This is a genomic window from Rhizobium sp. L43, assembly GCF_002531725.1.
GTDB lineage: Bacteria > Pseudomonadota > Alphaproteobacteria > Rhizobiales > Rhizobiaceae > Rhizobium.
Genome location: NZ_NWSQ01000005.1, coordinates 402,296 through 418,873 on the forward strand (window position 1 = coordinate 402,296; position 16,578 = coordinate 418,873).

Genomic DNA, 16,578 nt, shown 5'->3' on the forward strand with positions numbered 1-16,578 from the left:
CTAGAAGGATTGACCGATGCCCGCGTAGATTCCGTAATCTGTGCCACCTTCGTACTTGTTCAGCGGCATGGCAAAATCAAGCCGCAGCGGGCCGAAAGGCGTCGCATATCGTATTCCCGCACCGGCGCCGGCGCGGATATCGGAAAAACCCGGAAAGGTGCTGTCCGAGACGGTGCCGACATCGATGAAGGGCACGACGCCGATCGTATCGGTGATCCTGATACGGGCCTCCAGCGAACCGGTCACGTAGGAGCGGCCGCCGGTGGGGTCGCCATTGTCGTTATAGGGCGAGATTTCCTGGTAGCTGTATCCGCGCACGGAGCCGCCGCCGCCGGCAAAGAAGCGCTGTGTGGCGGGAATATCCCCAATGCTATCGCCGCCGATCAGGACGCCGGCGGCGAGCTTGCCGGCAAGCACCAGGCCGTCTTCCTGGCCAAACGGCAGATAGCCGGAGATCGAGCCCTCGAATGCCGCATAGGGCGTGGCATTGAAGATTTCGTAACCGGGCTTGGCCGAGAGCGTTGCGCGGTAGCCCTCCGTCGGATTGAACTTGTCGTCGCGTGCGTCGCGGTCATATTGGATCGGCAAGGCGACGGTCAGATAATCATTGGTGCCGAAGGCGTCGTCGTCGCGTTCCCAGCTGAGCTCGCCGGCTGCCGAGACCGTGTCCCGGTCGGTCAGTTCGTAGGAAAGGCCGAGCGAGGCGGTGACGAGCGTCGCATTATAGGCATCCGGATTTTCGGTCTTGGCGACGATGCCGGCCTTCAGCGTGGCGGCGGGGAAGAAGGCGCCAGGCTTGGTGAAAAGAATGCCGGCGGAATAGTCGAGACTGCCGACATCGGTGGTTTCGCCAAGCCGCGAGACCGATCCCTCGATCCGCAGCGTTTCGGCTTCGCCAAACAGGTTGCGGTGGCCCCAATAGCCCTGAACGCCGAAGCCGTCGGTGGTGGAATATTGCGCGCCGACGCCGAAATAGCGTCGCTTGCCTTCGGAAACCTCGATCGTCATCGGCAGCGTGCCGTCCGGCCCCAGCGCATCGCCTTCGTGAATGGTGACGCTCGAAAAGACGCCGAGCGCGCGAAGCCGCTCGCCGGCTTTCTTCAGCGCTTCCGGGGAATAGGCTTCGCCCTTGTTCAGCCGGGAATAACGCTGGATGAAAGCCGGCTTGACGGTCTTTTCCCCGGTGACGCCGACATCGCCGATCGGGGCGACCGGGCCACCTTCGGCAGCAAGGACGATATCGACGGTATCGCTGTTGTGATCGGCGACGACCTTGCGTTCGGTCAGCTTCGCAAAGGGCCGGCCCTCGCTCTTCAGCTGCTCGACGATCTTGTCGCCGGCCTTGATGATGGCAAGCGAGCCGGCCTGAGCGCCCGGGGCAAGATCATAATCGGCGGGATTGTGGTTTGCGGCATCGCCGCCGAACTGGACCTCCCTGACCTTGAAAACCGGGCCGGGAGCAATGTTGACGGTGACGGGGATCGGACCGGACCGGTCGAATGTCGGATTAGGCGGCAGGTCGTCGATATTCCTGCCGTCGATGGTGATCGTCACCACGCCGCCATAACGGGCCTTTTCATACAGAGTGGCGATCAGCCGCTCACGGTCGTCGCGCGCCTTGACGACGATGCCGAGATCGCCGGACACCGGCAGTTTCTGGTCACCGAGGAGACGGGAACTGTTTTCCAGGGCTTCTTTGAGGTCGGGATCGGCGGTATCGGCTTTGAGGTCGACATGGTAGCGCACCGGATCGGGCACCTGTTGACCTTCGTCCTCTTCCTTGCCGAAAATGGTGATGCCGAAAAGCTTGAAGGCGTAAGCATCGCCGATCAGGACCGGTGAGAACGCAGCTGCCGCCGCGACCACCATCATGGTGCCTGTTCGCCGATACGCAATACCTGTTTTCGGGCTTTTCCCTCTGATCCGCATCCGCCGCTTTTGGTTATGCCTAGAATGAAGCTTCGTTGCCCAGCCGTGAACAGCTTAGCGGCAAAATCGCGCGGGGTGTACCATTTTAAATTGCCAACGCGCTAATTTAGCACAAAAAATCCCGGATGTGTGTCCGGGATTTCCTGATGTGCGGATCTGTGAGCGCGCTCAGCGCGGGCAAGTGTCGATGTAGCGGCGACCGTAGCGGTCGCGATAGTAGCACTGGCCGGGCTGTTCGGCGACGCTGCCGATCAAGGCGCCGGATACGCCGCCGATAGCGGCGCCGACCGCCGCGCCACGAACATTGCCGGTGACTGCGCCGCCGATGACGGCGCCGGATGCAGCGCCGATGCCGGCGCCCTGCTGGGTCGGCGTACAGCTTGCGATCGACAGGCCGATCAATGCGAGTATGACAGCTTTCTTCATCTTTTCTCTCCGAGGTTGTTGCCCAGCGGGCAAAGGCCGTCCCTATTATTTTTTGTCAGGCTAGTCCGAAAACTATGTCGGAAGAAAGGGTTGTCCACTGCTGCGCAGATTTTTTTGCGATACCGGCCGCCGCCGTGCCTCACGCGATTGGCCAATTGCGCCGGATCTGCCGCATCAATTTCATCGATTGCAGCGCGCAGATTTTTTATCTGGAATCATTCAAAAAACTGGTCCTTTTGCCGCAGTTGATGGTAAAGCAAAGGGTAAGCATTGACGCGCGGACGTCCGGTCGGCAAGAACGGCCGCGCGATACTGGAGCATATGATGGATTTCGAAGCGTTTTTCAAAAACGAGTTGGACGGGCTTCATGCCGAGGGCCGTTACCGCGTTTTTGCCGATCTCGAACGTCACCGCGGCAACTTTCCGCGCGCGACGCGCCATACGGCCGATGGCCAAAAGGAAGTTACGGTCTGGTGCTCCAACGACTATCTCGGCATGGGCCAGAACCCGAAGGTGATCGAGGCGATGAAGAACGCCATCGACCACTGTGGCGCGGGTGCGGGAGGCACCCGGAATATTTCTGGCACCAACCACTATCACGTCATGCTCGAGCGTGAGCTGGCCGATCTGCACGGCAAGGAATCGGCGCTGATCTTCACCTCGGGCTATGTGTCCAACTGGGCGGCGCTCGGCACGCTCGGCGCGAAAATCCCCGGCCTCGTCATCTTCTCCGATGCGCTCAACCATGCCTCGATGATCGAGGGCATCCGTTATGCCAAGTGCGACAAGGTGATCTGGAAGCACAACGACATCGCCGATCTCGAAGCCAAGCTCAAAGCCGCCGATCCGAAGGCGCCGAAGCTGATCGCCTTCGAGAGCGTCTATTCGATGGACGGCGATATCGCCCCGATCAAGGAGATCTGCGACCTCGCCGACAAATACGGCGCGATGACCTATCTCGACGAAGTCCATGGCGTCGGCATGTACGGCCCGCGCGGCGGCGGCATTGCCGAGCGCGAAGGACTGATGGACCGGCTGACGGTCATCGAGGGCACGCTCGGCAAGGCCTTCGGGGTGATGGGCGGCTATATCGCCGCATCGGCGGCCCTTTGCGATTTCATCCGGTCGTTTGCCTCCGGCTTCATCTTCACCACGGCGCTGCCGCCGGCCCTTGCCGCCGGCGCCGTCGCCTCGATCCAGCACCTGAAGGTCAGCCAGTTCGAGCGCGCCCGCCATCAGGACCGGGTGCGCAAGCTGAGAGCGCTGCTCGACCAGAACGGCATTCCGCATATGCCCAATCCGAGCCATATCGTGCCGGTGCTGGTCGGCGATGCGGCCAAGTGCAAGTGGATCTCCGACCTGCTGCTCGACAATTGCGGCGTCTATGTCCAGCCGATCAACTATCCCACCGTGCCGAAGAAGACCGAGCGCCTGCGCATCACGCCGACGCCGCTGCATTCCGACGCCGATATCGCCCATCTGGTCGAGGCGCTGCATTCGCTCTGGTCGCGCTGCGCGCTGGCAAGGCACGTCGCCTGATACTTTCATGATCGTTTGGGTTTGAACCGCAAGTCGGGGGCCTCCACTGGAGGCCCTGATGCCGTTCGATTTCGCGCGCCACCGCAAATCCCCTGTGCCCGCACAAGAGCATCCGGCGCTGCCGTTTTGAGAAGCTGCGCCGGTCTCGGCGTGACACGGATCGGTCTCTCTCTCTACCTTCCTCGCTGCAGTCCGCGCCTCCACCCATCGTTCCAACTGCATGAGAAAACCTTTTCTCACTTGACATCGAAGTTGGTAAAAGCTTTTCTCAGGCTACTTCAGAAGGAGGAAGGTCTGAACATATCGGGAGGAAAAAGAGGCAGGATCACCATTCATGAGGTGGCGTCGGCTGCCGGGGTGAGCATCTCGACGGCGTCGAAGGCTCTCAACGACACCGGCCGGATGGGGGCGGAAACGCGCGAGCGGGTGAAGCGGATTGCCGGCGAAATCGGCTATCGGCCGAATGCGCTGGCGAGAGGTCTTCTCAGCAAGCGCAGCTTCACCATCGGGCTGCTGACCAACGACACCTATGGCCGTTTCACGCTGCCTGTCATGGCGGGTATTTCGGACGCTCTCGTCGATCATGGGGTTTCGGTTTTCCTCTGCGCCATCGAAGACGATCCGGCACTCGCGCAGATCCATGTCGATGCGATGCTGGACAAGCAGGTCGACGGCATCATCGCGACGGGAAAACGGCTGGACAGACGTCTGCCTGTCGATCTGTCGAATTTGCATGTGCCCGTCGTCTACGCCTTCACGGAGGGGACGCAGAACAGCGTTACCTTCCGTTCCGACGACGAACAGGGCGCGCGGTTGGCGGTGGAATGGCTGGTGAAGGCCGGGCGGCGGCGGATCGCCCATCTCACCGGACCGGAGGAGTTCTTTTCTGTGCGCGAACGGGCCGGCGCCTATCATGAGGTGGCAGGTCACTGCGAACCGGTGCTCTACGGCGTCTGGTCGGAAAGCTGGGGTCATGAGGCGGTCGAACAGCTTTGGAAGCGGCCGGGAGAAAAACCCGACGCGCTTTTCTGCGGCAATGACCAGATCGCCCGCGGCGCGGTGGATGCGCTGCGCGAGCGCGGCGTCAAGGTGCCGCAGGACGTCTCGGTGATCGGCTTCGACAATTGGGAGATTGTCGCGGCCCAGACGCGGCCGCCGCTGACGACGGTGGATATGGAACTGAAAGAGCTCGGGCGGCAGGCCGGATTGACGGTGCTGGCGCTTGCGGAAGGACGGCCTGTCGAGCCGGGTGTCAGGAAATTGCCGTGCCGGCTGATCGTCCGGCAGTCATGCGGGAGCAAAGCTGCCGGGGAATGTGAATAAGGGAATGAGCAAAGGCGCAGGGAGATGCGCCATATCGGGAGGAGTGTCATGATCAAGCGTCTATTGGCGGCGACCAGCATCGCTACCTTGTGCCTGTTTTCGGCCGCGTCAGCCGCCGAGAATGTCGAAATGTGGGTTCGCACGGGGATCGGCGACTCGTTCAAGAAGGTGGTCGAATCCTATAATTCCAGCCACGACAATAAGGTCGTGGTGACCGAGGTGCCGTTCTCCGAGTTGGTGCAGAAATATGCGACGGCAATTGCCGGCGGGCAGGCACCGGATGCGCTGTCGATGGACCTGATCTACAACCCCGCCTTTGCCGCGGCCGGCCAGCTCGAAGACCTGACGGACTGGGCGAAGTCGCTGCCCTATTTCAACTCGCTGTCACCGTCGCATGTTCGCCTCGGCACCTATCAGGACAAGATTTACGGCCTGCCGCTCTCTGTGGAAACATCGGTGTTCGCCTGGAACAAGGATCTCTACAAGAAGGCCGGTCTCGACCCGGAAAAGGCGCCTGTGAATTGGGACGAAATCACCGCCAATGCGGAGAAGATCCGGGCGCTCGGTGACGATACTTACGGCTTCTATTTCTCCGGCGGCGGCTGCGGCGGCTGCATGATCTTCACCTTCACGCCGCTCGTCTGGGGTGCGGGCACCGACATCCTGTCGGCCGACAGCAAGACGGCGACGCTCGATACGCCGCAGATGCGCAAGGCCGTCGACATCTACCGCAATATGGTCAAGAAGGACCTGGTGCCGGCGGGTGCCGCCAGCGACAATGGCGCGAACTTCCTGACCTTCACCAATGGCAAGATTGGCCAGCAAAGCCTCGGCGCCTTTGCCATCGGCACGCTGGTGACCCAGCATCCCGACATCAACTTCGGCGTGACCCTCATCCCCGGCGTTGACGGCAAGCCGTCGTCCTTTGCCGGCGGTGACAACTTCGTCGTCACCAAAGGCACCAAGAAGATCGACGCGGTGAAGGAGTTCCTCGAATATATCTATTCGATGGACGGTCAGAAGATCATGGCGAAATACGGCAGCCTGCCGACGCGCGGTGATATCGCCGACAAGGTGCTGGAGGGTCTCGATCCGCGCATGCAGGTCGGCCTCAAGGCGATTGCCGTCGCCAAGACGCCCTATACGCTGCAGTTCAACGATCTGATCAACAGCGCCAACGGGCCTTGGGCAAGCTTCACCAACGCCGCGATCTTCGGCGACGACGTCGACGGCGCGTTTTCGAGCGCCCAGTCGGAAATGCAATCGATCATCGATAGCGGCCAATAACTCTCCCTCGGCCGCGGCCGGGGAGCGGTGGCAGCTTCCCGGCCAATTTCAATGGACAGATGCGGAGCGTTTGATGACCGGTTCCGGTTCAGAGACCCTATTGCCTCGGCGCAGGCGACGGCGCAGATCGAACTGGCGCGGCCTTGCCTATATCGCGCCGGCTATGGCGCTGGTCATCGTCTTCTTCATCATGCCGGTTGTCTTCACGGGATGGATGAGCCTGCACAACTGGCCGCTGATGGGCGCGTCGCGCTGGATCGGCTTCAACAATTATTACCGCATGATCAACGACACCCGTTTCATGACGGCGCTGAATTTCACCGCCTATTACACCGTGATCGTCACCATCGCGATCTTCGCCGTCGCCTTTCCGCTGGCCATTTTCGTCGAGAAGGAACGGCAGTTCGTCAGCGCCTATCGCACCATCATCTTCCTGCCCGTCGTCGTCGGACTTGCCACCGCCTCGCTGCTCTGGGTCTGGCTTGCCAATGTCGATAGCGGCTTCATCGGTCCGGCCTTGAAAGCGCTCGGTCTTCTGGAAAAGAGCCCCAATCTGCTTGCGACCTTCGACACCGCCTTCCTGACCGTCGTGGTGATGGTCGTCTGGAAGATCGCAGGCTTCACCATGATCATTCTGCTGACCGGGCTGCAGGCCATTCCATCCGAGCTGACGGAGGCGGCCCGCATCGACGGCGCCGGCCGCTGGCAGCGTTTCCGGCATCTGACGCTGCCGCTGATGCGCAAGACGATCGCACTGGCGCTGATCGTCTCGGTCACCGGTTCGATCCTCGCCTTCGACCAGTTCTACATCATGACGGCGGGCGGACCGCAGAACAAGATGATCTCGGTGGTCTACTACATCTTCAACCAGTCTTTCGTGTCGTTCAATCTCGGTTATGGCGCCGCACTCTCGATCGTGCTTCTCGCCATCCTGATGGCCATCAGCATCGTGCAGCTCTGGCTGCTGCGCGTCGGGGAGGAGCGTCCATGAGCACCTCGAGGGAACGCCGCGCCCGCAAGGCGATCCGGACGAAGTCGGCCTATCATCTCACCGGCATCGCCATCTCGATCTTCTTTCTCGCCCCCTTCGTGATCACGCTGCTCGCCTCCTTCCGGCCGGGCGCCGAGGCCAGCCTGCCGCCTCTGCCGCCATGGCCGACCTCCGGCGTCAGCTTCGATGCCTATGCGCTGCTCGATACGTTCGGCGCCGGCATCTGGCGGCACATGATCAATTCGCTGTTTGTTTCGATCGCCACCGTGGTGCTGACCGTCGCTGTCAGCCTGCTCGCCGGCTACGGCTTCTCGAGGTATCGCTTCCCGATGAAGAATCCGCTCTTCGTGCTGATCATCGCGACGCTGATGATCCCGTTCCAGTCGATCCTGACGCCGCTCTTCATCATCCTGGCAAAGCTCGGCCTCAACAACTCGCTGCTCGGGCTGACGCTCGTCTATGTGACGCTGCAGCTGCCTTTCTCGGTCTTCATGATGCGCAACGCCTTCGATGCGGTGCCGAAGGAGATCGAAGAAGCCGCGCGCATCGACGGCGCGCGTGACCTCAGGCTGCTGGTCCGCGTTCTGCTGCCGCTGGTGCTTCCCGGTGTGGCGACGGTAGCGATCTTTGCCTTCCTCAATGCCTGGAACGAGTTTCTGGCCGCCCTCGTGCTGCTCTCCAGCAATGAGAAATACACTTTGCCGGTGCTGATGACGGCGGTTCGCGCCGGGCGGCTCGGCGCCATCAACTGGGGAGCCGTGCAGGCCGGTGTCGTCGTCATGACGATCCCCTGCCTGATCGTCTTCCTGCTCCTGCAACGCTACTACATGCGCGGGCTGATGGCCGGCGCGGTGAAATGATCCCAAAAAGGTAGAGCCCATGACCAAATCAACCAACGACCGTCAGTTTCGTCCCGTCGCCGTTCCGGATGTCGAACTCGGCGGCTTCTGGGGCAAATGGCAGGACGCCGTCTGCAATTCCACCGCCGAAACCCTGCTCGACCGCTGCGTCGAGGCCGGCATGCTGAAGGCGATCGACGTCAACCAGCCGAGCCCCGGCGTCGTCATTCCCATTCAGCCCTGGGGCGGCACGACGCAGATGTTCTGGGATTCCGACCTCGGCAAGTCGATCGAGACCATCGCCTATTCGCTCTATCGCCGGCCGAACCCGAAGCTCGAGGCGCGCGCCGACGAAATCATCGACATGTATGAGAGACTGCAGGACAAGGACGGCTATCTGAACGCCTGGTTCCAGCGCGTCGAGCCCGCCCGCCGCTGGACCAATCTGCGCGACCATCACGAACTCTATTGCGCCGGCCATCTGATGGAAGCGGCGGTCGCCTATTACCAGGCGACCGGCAAGCGCAAGCTGCTCGACATCATGTGCCGCTTTGCCGATTACATGATCAAGATCTTCGGCCACGGCGAGGGCCAGATATCGGGCTATTGCGGCCATGAGGAAGTCGAACTGGCGCTGGTCAAGCTTGCCCGCGTGACCGGCGAGACGAAATATCTCGACCTGTCGAAATACTTCATCGACGAACGCGGCACCGAGCCGCACTTCTTCACGGCCGAGGCCGCTCGCGACGGCCGGAGCGCTGCCGACTTCCATCAGAAGACCTATGAATATGGCCAGGCGCACCAGCCGGTGCGCGCGCAGACAAAGGTCGTCGGCCACGCCGTGCGCGCCATGTACCTCTATTCCGGCATGGCCGACATCGCCACAGAATACAAGGACGACAGCCTGACGGCGGCGCTGGAAACCCTCTGGGACGATCTGACCACCAAGCAGATGTACATCACCGGCGGCATCGGCCCGGCGGCCTCCAATGAAGGCTTCACCGACTATTACGATCTGCCGAACGCCACTGCCTATGCCGAGACCTGTGCCTCGGTCGGCCTCGTGTTCTGGGCAAGCCGCATGCTCGGCCGCGGTCCGGACCGGCGCTACGCCGATATCATGGAGCAGGCGCTTTATAACGGTGCGCTGCCCGGTCTTTCCACCGACGGCAAGACCTTCTTCTACGACAATCCGCTCGAAAGTGCCGGCAGGCACCACCGCTGGAAATGGCATCATTGCCCCTGCTGCCCGCCCAATATCGCCCGGCTGGTGACGTCGATCGGCTCCTACATGTATGCCGTTGCCGACGACGAAATCGCCGTGCATCTCTATGGCGAGAGCACCGCGCGGCTGAAGCTTGCCAATGGTGCTGCGGTGGAACTCGAGCAGGTGACCAATTATCCCTGGGATGGTGCGGTCGCCTTTACCACCAGGCTGGAGAAGCCGGCGACATTCGCGCTGTCGCTGCGCATTCCGGACTGGGCGGAGGGGGCTACCCTCAGCGTCAATGGCGAGATGCTCGATCTCGATGCCGCTATCCGCGACGGATATGCCAGGATCGACCGCGAATGGGCCAGTGGCGATCGTGTCGCTCTCCATCTGCCGCTGGCGCTCCGCCCGCAATATGCCAATCCGAAAGTGCGCCAGGATGCCGGCCGAGTGGCCTTGATGCGTGGCCCGCTCGTCTATTGCGTCGAGACGACCGACAATGGCGACGATCTCAACGCCATCGTCCTGCCGCGCGAGCTGCCGGCCGCCGAAACCGTCGTGCTGAAAGATCTCAACGATGCCGTCGCCCTCGATCTCAAGGTCGAGCGCGAGGAGACGTCGAATTGGGGAACGCCGCTCTACCGCAAGGCGCCGGCCGAACGGCAGGTCGCCACCGCGCGTTTCGTACCCTATCATCTCTGGGATAACCGCGGACCCGGAGAGATGCTCGTCTGGGTCCAGTCGGACAAGTAGGTCGTTTGGGGATGACGAACGGTATGGCTAACAAGAGCGTCGTGCTCCAGGACGTGCGAAAAAGCTATGGCAATCTGCAGGTGGTCCACGGCATCGACCTGACGATCGAGGAAGGTGAATTCGTCGTCTTCGTCGGCCCGTCCGGCTGCGGAAAATCGACGCTTCTTCGCATGATCGCCGGCCTGGAAGACGTCACCGACGGCGAGGTCGAGATCAAGGGACGTGTTGTCACCGATCTCGATCCGTCCGAGCGCGGCATCGCCATGGTCTTCCAGTCCTACGCGCTCTATCCGCATATGAGCGTGCGCGACAACCTGGCCTTCGGGCTGAAGATGGCGCGCACCAATGCCGCCGAAATTGAGACGCGGGTGAAGGCTGCGTCCGCCATCCTGAAGATCGACCATCTTCTCGACCGGCGGCCGGGACAGCTTTCCGGCGGCCAGCGGCAGCGTGTGGCGATCGGCCGGGCGATCGTGCGCAAGCCCGATGTCTTCCTGTTCGACGAACCGCTGTCCAATCTCGATGCGGAACTGCGCGTGTCGATGCGCATCGAGATCGCCCGCCTTCACCGCGAGCTCGGCAACACGATGATCTATGTCACCCACGACCAGACGGAGGCGATGACGCTCGCCGACAAGATCGTCGTGCTGCGCGACGGCCGCGTCGAACAGGCGGGAACGCCGCGGCAGATCTACGAGGATCCCGCCAATACCTTTGTGGCGGGTTTCATCGGCTCGCCGAGGATGAACCTTTTGAATGCCCGCTGGGGTGAGGGCGCTCTGGTGGAGGTCGCCGGCCGGCGCATCGACAGCGGCCTGCCGTCGGCAGACAGGCCGGTGGGCGCCGCGGTGACGCTCGGTCTGCGGCCTGAACATCTGGCGGTGGCATCCGAGCCACCGGGCAGCCTGACGGCCAGGGTCGATTTTTCGGAGTATCTCGGGGGAACGCAGTATCTTTATTGCCAGCTTGCCGATGGCCAGTCGCTCACCGTCGAGCATCGGTCACCGATCGGCATCACGGCGGGCGAAGAGGTCAGCCTGCTGTTTGAACCATCCGATTGCCGATTGTTCGATGAGAGTGGCAACCGGCTGCGATAAGCGCAGCCTTCAGCCGGCGATAGCCAGTTTCATGAGATCACCAGCCCTTTGCCGGGCCTGCCTGTCGGCGGTAAAGACATCGTCCATATCGGCGGCCGGCGGCAGGCCGGCCAGATCGTCCATGACCCTTTCGGTGATCTCGGCCATGGCGAGGAAGGGCAGCCGCCCTTCGATGAAGGCTTCGAGCGCCACTTCCTTGGCGCCGTTCAGCACCGCGCCCTGAACGCCGCCGCGCGTCATCGCCAGGCGCGCCAGCCGCAACGCCGGAAAGCGCACTTCGTCCGGCGCTTCGAAATCCAGCCTGGCGAGCTTGGCGAAATCCAGCCGCTCGATCGGCAGGTTCGGCCGGCGCGGAAAGGACAGGGCATAACCGATCGCCGTGCGCATATCGGGCGCGCCGAGCTGGGCCAGCACCGACCCGTCGCTATAGCCGACCATCGAATGGATGATCGATTGCGGATGGATGATGACCTCGATCTGTTCGGGCGTCAGGCCGAACAGATTGCGGGCTTCGATCATCTCCAGCGCCTTGTTGAACATCGAGGCGCTGTCGATCGAGATCTTCAATCCCATTGACCAATTCGGGTGAGCGCGCGCGGTTTCCACCGTCACATCCGCCATCTCTTTGAGCGACGCGGTGCGGAAGGGGCCGCCCGATGCCGTCAGGATGACGCGCTCGATGGCGTGGCGCTGGTTTTCTTCCAGCACCTGGAAGATCGCATTGTGCTCGCTATCGACGGGGAGCAGCCTGCCGCCGCCTTGGCGGACGGCTGCGATGAAGAGATCGCCGGCCGAGACCAGGCATTCCTTGTTGGCAAGGGCGATATCGGCGCCGCGGCGCGCCGCCGCGAGTGTCGGCGCCAGGCCCGCGGTGCCCACGATTGCCGCCATTACCCAGTCGGCTTCGCGCTCGGCCGCTTCCATCAGACCGGATTTTCCCGAGGCAACCGCGATGCCGCTGCCGGAAAGTTCGCTCTTCAGTGATTCGTAATGCCGGTCATTTGCCGTCACCGCCAGCCGCGCGCCGGAGGATTTCGCCTGCCGGGCCAGCAATTCGACGTTGCCGTTGCCGGTCAGCACGGAGATTTCGAAGTTCTCCCGCCCACCCAGATGATCGACGACATTGAGCGTGTTCCGGCCGATCGAGCCGGTCGAGCCGAAGATGCTGAGGCGCCGCGGCGCGGTTTTGCCGGTCATCATATGCAATTTCGCGAAAAATTTCTCTCGTAGGTTCAGGCTCTACTAGGCTTTGCAAGGGGCGGCAAGTGTGCGGTGCAGCAGATTTCTAGCGCTGAGGGGTTTACAGAACAGCCGGGGGATGTGACCCTTATACCATTGCTCGAGGAATCGAGTTTCGCTGGCGGTCGGTCATGGCCGCATGGGCAATTCGGGGTGCTGCGGCGCCCAGGCACTCGGTGCCGCCGGCCTTCCGGCAAACATTAAATCGAGGATTGAAACCGGGATGAGCGGCTTGGCCGTGATCTCTATCGCGGGCTTGGCCGTGATCCCACCGCGTTCGCTACGAGCGCTTTATGTGCGCTGCCGCTTCGATGTCGAGTGTTGCAGCCTGTATCAGGTCAAAACACGTTCTTATGTCATGACGATATTCAAAATAGCATGCATTCTTTTGTCGATCCTGCCGTCGCTCGCTGCTGCTGCGAGGGCGGATGATCTGCTGATCTGGTCGCCGGCAAAACTTTCCGACGGGTCCTACAAGGCGACGATGGGTTTTCGCCTGCCAGCGGAATGGGAAACCAGCGCCGGCGCCGATATCGGGCTCGCCTCGACCAAAGGCGGAGCCTTGCTGCCCGATTCCGGACAGGCCATGCTCTGGGGCCGGATCGTCAGGACGAGTGTCACGCCGGCCGGCCAATCACAGCGGGGCGCGAAAGTCAGTGTCGATACGCTGCGCGGCAGCGGTGCGCTGACCCTCAGCCGCTCCCGCAGCTGGATCCTGTCCGATACGCTCGACATGCAATCGAGCCGGTCGATCAGTGTCCAATTTGACGCGGTCGATACCAGGCAGACCTCGGTGACGGCGTCGCAGGCGCTGAAACTGATCTATCCCTGGACGGGAACCTCGCTTTCGGCTGGCACAGGCGTCAGCAATGCCGGCGGCGACTTCTCGACGACGGTGGGGGTCAACCAGGACATCCTGCCGAACCTCAACCTCGATGCCTCGGTGAACAATCCGTTTTCACCGGATGAGGCCGGCAGCGTCAATCTCCGCTATCGCCTGCAGTGGTAGCGTTGAACCAAACTGCACCGATCGGCGTTTCCTCGGCAGATTCACGGAGAAACGGATCATGGTTTTCAAGGAACAGACATTTCACGGGCTCGAACCTGAAATAGAAACGGAAATCGCCAACCACGCGTTGCTCGAGTCGGCTGTCGCCAATGCGCTGGCAATCGCCGGCGGCATTGATGCGGCGGATGTCGAGGTGACGATGGAAGAAGATCAGGTCGTTCTGACCGGCACCGTCGGCACGGTCGGCGAGATCGAACGGGCGACCGCGGTCGCCAAGGCCGTCGAGGGTGTGCATTCTGTGCGGAACCGCATCCTGCTCGGCGGATCGTCGCTCGACGGCACGCATTGATCACACTGCGGCCGCTCCGGGGCTGCCGATCACGAATATATCGATGTCGTCGCCTATGAGGCGACGTCCCGTTGATCAACCAGCGAAGCGTTCGACGAGGAAGGACGAGCCGGCCAGACGATCCGTCTTCTGCATGGCGCCCGACCCCTGCGGGTGGTAGGCGATGGCGAGCAGCACGGCGCTGACGGCGATATAGGTGATTGCCAAAAGAGTCAGCTTGATACGCATGATGAATACTCCTGTTTCGCGATAAACGCGGCTAAACTTGCGAAGTTCCTCATGGCAAGATCAGGTGGAAGCCCGGCCGATCGGATCAGCCGGGCTTATCCTACATAGGTTTGCCTCATCGGCAGATCCGGGTTTCCTTGACGATCGTATGGCCATGGCGGCGGATCTTCTCCGTTTTGGTGAAGCAATCGCGCGACACGCGATGCGACATCCCATAGTGGCGGTTATACGGACGGTGGCGGTAATAGGGGCGTTCCGAATCGCCGTAATAGGGGCGTGCATTATCCGTGGTGATGGTGACACTTGCCGCCTCTGACGGCATTGCGGAAAAGACGGACGCCGCAGCGAGCGTACAGGCGAGGATGAACTGTTTCATGACGAGCCTCTCTTTCTGAGTTGGTCCTGTTCTGAGTTGGTCCTGGGTCAACTCGCCGGAAGCGCTGTCGGTTCAATCACATAGAGTTACCGATTGTGTCGACGAAGAAACCTTTGCGGCCACGGATCGTTAGCGCTGGGGAAGGACGGAGACACCGCTCATGGGACCGATTGCAAGGATCATCGCCATCGTCGCCGGGCTTGCCGGCGGCACGGTTTTTTCGCAGGCGCCGGAATTTGCCCAGCAATACCGCCAGCGGATCGGTGGAGCGGTCGACGAATTGCGGGTCATCGTCGAGGATTTCAACCGGCAAGCGGCCGACCATCATCTCGATCGCCAGCAGGCGCTGACCGCCTATGCACAATCCTCCGACGATTTCCTGCGCGACCGCGGCGTCTCGATGCAGAGCACGATCACCCGCTACGAAACGCTGCTGTCGCAGCAACTGAAACTCGGCACCGCCGCCCCCGTCGCCAAGCCCTTCGTGCTGTTGGGAGAACCGGACGACGTCGTTTTCGCCAATACCTGGCGTGATTTCGTGCCCGGTGTTCCTGTCAGTTTCGCCGGTCTTGTCGGGGGCGTAATTGGTTTTGCCGGTGGGTGGGTCGTGACGGCGCTGCTGGGGTTGGGGGCACGACGCGTTGGGCGCGGACGACGAGCCGATCGTCAGGTGCGGTGAGCCAATACGGGAGGTCAGGCGTCCTGCTGCCCATCTTGAAGACGAGGTCGGTCATTCCATTCCTCCCGCAGGATGAGGGGAAGCAGACGACTTGAAGCAAGCGGCCGCTGCAAGATGCTCTGCTAGCTCAATGAAGAACGGCGATGGCCGTTACGCCAGCTTCATCCGCGGCGCGAATGATCGCCGCCCTCAGCTGCTCAGGTTTAGCGTTACCCTTCACGACGTCCAGACAGATTTCAATAGCAGCAAGGAACTCCTTTCCGTCGTCGCACGGGAACTCGTTCATGAGCGCGTTGGCGGCCCCCACGGCTGTCCTGACGGAAAAAAATCTGTCGGGGTCCTCAAAGAGAAGAATGACGGGATCGAATTCGATCGAAGTGTCCCATTCCATTACACAATACTCCCGATGGGATGGCATATTGTTAACGCTGCAAGGGGCGTGCCACCGCACGACGCGGGTCGCATGCGCGCACGAGCTCGAGGGTATCATCGCCAAAGATCGGAACACGCCGAGATCGAGTATCGGGCCTGGACGCATGACGGGAAGTTGCGCCGCGCCTGATATAAAGGGCTGAGAGAGGAGCAGGACAACGCGTCACTTACGAGTTGGAATAGTCCGTCAACCGCTACGGTCCGCAACCGACACAAGGCTTGAGAATACCGATCAGAGCCAATACAATCGTTAACGAAAGAAAAGAACTACCAACTACCAAAACAGGCCACATAATCAGGAACTTCTCTCTCGGCTTAGCTAAATAGCGATCATCATCTTGGGCCTCGGACCGGTACAGACTGGGCCCAAAATCCATGCTGAAATCGAAGCCATTTCTAACGTAGAAGATCCACGACCTGAGGTACCAATACCAATTGTTTGCGCAAAGGCCGCCCACCAGGCCGAACACTACCCACAGCGCGATTCGATCTTCTGTCAATTAAGCTGTCCCGAATAAGCCACGGTTGTTAGTTCATCCCGCGTTTGTCGAGTGGGCCAATACTCCGATGTAGATCATTACACATTGTCGGACCTTTCGCCACGACCCGCAGCAATTCCCCCATTTATATGTTGATCCAAAGCTTGCGTCGAAACGGCCCGGGTACTTACTCGCTTGAAATCAACGGAAGCAGCCTGCAACACGATTGCCAACTGCGGCGGCAACATTTCGATGTAGATTGTTGGATATTGGTGATCCCGACGCGATTCGAACGCGTGACCCCCAGATTAGGAATCTGGTGCTCTATCCTGCTGAGCTACGGGACCACTGAATGCCATGCATACAAAAGGCTTGGCGCGAAGCCAAGCCTTA

The 16,578-nt window shown here is 61.2% G+C and carries 16 protein-coding genes and 1 tRNA gene; 10 read left to right on the forward strand and 7 right to left on the reverse strand.

Annotated elements, in window-relative coordinates; translation table 11 throughout:
* A complete protein-coding gene (locus CO667_RS09015; RefSeq protein WP_179874098.1) occupies positions 1–1,929 on the reverse strand; it encodes an autotransporter assembly complex family protein in 1,929 nt (642 codons plus the stop codon).
* Between the two features lie 168 nt (positions 1,930–2,097).
* Positions 2,098–2,355, reverse strand: a complete 258-nt coding sequence (locus CO667_RS09020) for a YMGG-like glycine zipper-containing protein (RefSeq protein ID WP_003582726.1) — start codon at positions 2,353–2,355, stop codon at positions 2,098–2,100.
* Between the two features lie 324 nt (positions 2,356–2,679).
* Between CO667_RS09020 and hemA the strand changes: the two genes are divergently transcribed.
* The 7 genes from hemA to ugpC all read left to right on the forward strand — a co-directional run bounded on the left by hemA (position 2,680) and on the right by ugpC (position 11,394).
* On the forward strand, positions 2,680–3,894 hold the full coding sequence (hemA, locus tag CO667_RS09025; protein WP_097618108.1) for a 5-aminolevulinate synthase: 1,215 nt from the start codon (positions 2,680–2,682) through the stop codon (positions 3,892–3,894).
* Positions 3,895–4,233: 339 nt separating this feature from the next.
* Positions 4,234–5,217: a LacI family DNA-binding transcriptional regulator gene (locus CO667_RS09030; RefSeq protein ID WP_097618036.1), complete on the forward strand. Its 984-nt coding sequence runs from the start codon at positions 4,234–4,236 to the stop codon at positions 5,215–5,217.
* A gap of 48 nt (positions 5,218–5,265) precedes the next feature.
* Entirely contained in the window at positions 5,266–6,504 is a 1,239-nt protein-coding gene (locus CO667_RS09035; protein ID WP_097618037.1) for a sugar ABC transporter substrate-binding protein, read from the forward strand.
* 73 nt (positions 6,505–6,577) lie between these two features.
* Positions 6,578–7,495: a sugar ABC transporter permease gene (locus CO667_RS09040; protein ID WP_097618038.1), complete on the forward strand. Its 918-nt coding sequence runs from the start codon at positions 6,578–6,580 to the stop codon at positions 7,493–7,495.
* Positions 7,492–8,355, forward strand: coding sequence for a carbohydrate ABC transporter permease (locus tag CO667_RS09045; RefSeq protein WP_097618039.1), 864 nt, complete (start codon positions 7,492–7,494; stop codon positions 8,353–8,355). Before CO667_RS09040 ends, CO667_RS09045 begins: the two co-directional genes overlap by 4 nt.
* A gap of 19 nt (positions 8,356–8,374) precedes the next feature.
* Positions 8,375–10,297 (forward strand): glycoside hydrolase family 127 protein, encoded by a 1,923-nt coding sequence (locus CO667_RS09050; protein ID WP_097618040.1) that lies wholly within the window; start codon positions 8,375–8,377, stop codon positions 10,295–10,297.
* An 11-nt stretch (positions 10,298–10,308) separates the two neighbouring features.
* A complete protein-coding gene (gene ugpC / locus CO667_RS09055; RefSeq protein WP_097618041.1) occupies positions 10,309–11,394 on the forward strand; it encodes a sn-glycerol-3-phosphate ABC transporter ATP-binding protein UgpC in 1,086 nt (361 codons plus the stop codon).
* Between the two features lie 9 nt (positions 11,395–11,403).
* Here ugpC and dxr read toward each other — a convergent pair whose 3' ends face one another.
* Positions 11,404–12,594, reverse strand: a complete 1,191-nt coding sequence (gene dxr, locus CO667_RS09060; RefSeq protein ID WP_097618042.1) for a 1-deoxy-D-xylulose-5-phosphate reductoisomerase — start codon at positions 12,592–12,594, stop codon at positions 11,404–11,406.
* Positions 12,595–12,991: 397 nt separating this feature from the next.
* On the opposite strand from dxr, the gene CO667_RS09065 reads away from it, so the two are divergent.
* Entirely contained in the window at positions 12,992–13,642 is a 651-nt protein-coding gene (locus CO667_RS09065) for a hypothetical protein (RefSeq protein WP_097618109.1), read from the forward strand.
* A 58-nt stretch (positions 13,643–13,700) separates the two neighbouring features.
* Positions 13,701–13,991: a BON domain-containing protein gene (locus CO667_RS09070; RefSeq protein ID WP_097618043.1), complete on the forward strand. Its 291-nt coding sequence runs from the start codon at positions 13,701–13,703 to the stop codon at positions 13,989–13,991.
* A gap of 75 nt (positions 13,992–14,066) precedes the next feature.
* On the opposite strand, the gene CO667_RS35320 is transcribed toward CO667_RS09070, so the two are convergent.
* Positions 14,067–14,219, reverse strand: a complete 153-nt coding sequence (locus CO667_RS35320; protein ID WP_179874099.1) for a hypothetical protein — start codon at positions 14,217–14,219, stop codon at positions 14,067–14,069.
* A 115-nt stretch (positions 14,220–14,334) separates the two neighbouring features.
* The gene (locus tag CO667_RS09075) at positions 14,335–14,595 is read right to left on the reverse strand and encodes a hypothetical protein (RefSeq protein WP_097618044.1); all 261 of its coding nucleotides are present in this window, start codon (positions 14,593–14,595) and stop codon (positions 14,335–14,337) included.
* A gap of 160 nt (positions 14,596–14,755) precedes the next feature.
* On the opposite strand from CO667_RS09075, the gene CO667_RS09080 reads away from it, so the two are divergent.
* On the forward strand, positions 14,756–15,274 hold the full coding sequence (locus CO667_RS09080; RefSeq protein ID WP_097618045.1) for a DUF2937 family protein: 519 nt from the start codon (positions 14,756–14,758) through the stop codon (positions 15,272–15,274).
* A gap of 127 nt (positions 15,275–15,401) precedes the next feature.
* Here the strand turns inward: CO667_RS09080 and CO667_RS09085 are convergent, their stop codons facing one another.
* Together CO667_RS09085 and CO667_RS09095 are read right to left on the reverse strand one after the other, a co-directional pair.
* On the reverse strand, positions 15,402–15,665 hold the full coding sequence (locus tag CO667_RS09085) for a DUF982 domain-containing protein (protein ID WP_097618046.1): 264 nt from the start codon (positions 15,663–15,665) through the stop codon (positions 15,402–15,404).
* A 790-nt stretch (positions 15,666–16,455) separates the two neighbouring features.
* Positions 16,456–16,532: transfer RNA gene (locus tag CO667_RS09095), tRNA-Arg, on the reverse strand.
* Positions 16,533–16,578: the final 46 nt, after the last annotated feature.

Bases quoted from the DNA above. Each gene is read 5' to 3' on its own strand.
- CO667_RS09045 (WP_097618039.1), top strand. From the start codon at position 7,492: ATGAGCACCTCGAGGGAACGCCGCGCCCGCAAGGCGATCCGGACGAAG.
- CO667_RS09020 (WP_003582726.1), bottom strand. From the start codon at position 2,355: ATGAAGAAAGCTGTCATACTCGCATTGATCGGCCTGTCGATCGCAAGC.
- CO667_RS09040 (WP_097618038.1), top strand. From the start codon at position 6,578: ATGACCGGTTCCGGTTCAGAGACCCTATTGCCTCGGCGCAGGCGACGG.
- hemA (WP_097618108.1), top strand. From the start codon at position 2,680: ATGGATTTCGAAGCGTTTTTCAAAAACGAGTTGGACGGGCTTCATGCC.
- CO667_RS09080 (WP_097618045.1), top strand. From the start codon at position 14,756: ATGGGACCGATTGCAAGGATCATCGCCATCGTCGCCGGGCTTGCCGGC.
- dxr (WP_097618042.1), bottom strand. From the start codon at position 12,594: ATGATGACCGGCAAAACCGCGCCGCGGCGCCTCAGCATCTTCGGCTCG.
- CO667_RS09075 (WP_097618044.1), bottom strand. From the start codon at position 14,595: ATGAAACAGTTCATCCTCGCCTGTACGCTCGCTGCGGCGTCCGTCTTT.
- CO667_RS09035 (WP_097618037.1), top strand. From the start codon at position 5,266: ATGATCAAGCGTCTATTGGCGGCGACCAGCATCGCTACCTTGTGCCTG.
- CO667_RS09015 (WP_179874098.1), bottom strand. From the start codon at position 1,929: ATGCGGATCAGAGGGAAAAGCCCGAAAACAGGTATTGCGTATCGGCGA.
- CO667_RS09050 (WP_097618040.1), top strand. From the start codon at position 8,375: ATGACCAAATCAACCAACGACCGTCAGTTTCGTCCCGTCGCCGTTCCG.
- CO667_RS09070 (WP_097618043.1), top strand. From the start codon at position 13,701: ATGGTTTTCAAGGAACAGACATTTCACGGGCTCGAACCTGAAATAGAA.
- CO667_RS09065 (WP_097618109.1), top strand. From the start codon at position 12,992: ATGACGATATTCAAAATAGCATGCATTCTTTTGTCGATCCTGCCGTCG.
- CO667_RS09085 (WP_097618046.1), bottom strand. From the start codon at position 15,665: ATGGAATGGGACACTTCGATCGAATTCGATCCCGTCATTCTTCTCTTT.
- CO667_RS35320 (WP_179874099.1), bottom strand. From the start codon at position 14,219: ATGCGTATCAAGCTGACTCTTTTGGCAATCACCTATATCGCCGTCAGC.
- ugpC (WP_097618041.1), top strand. From the start codon at position 10,309: ATGACGAACGGTATGGCTAACAAGAGCGTCGTGCTCCAGGACGTGCGA.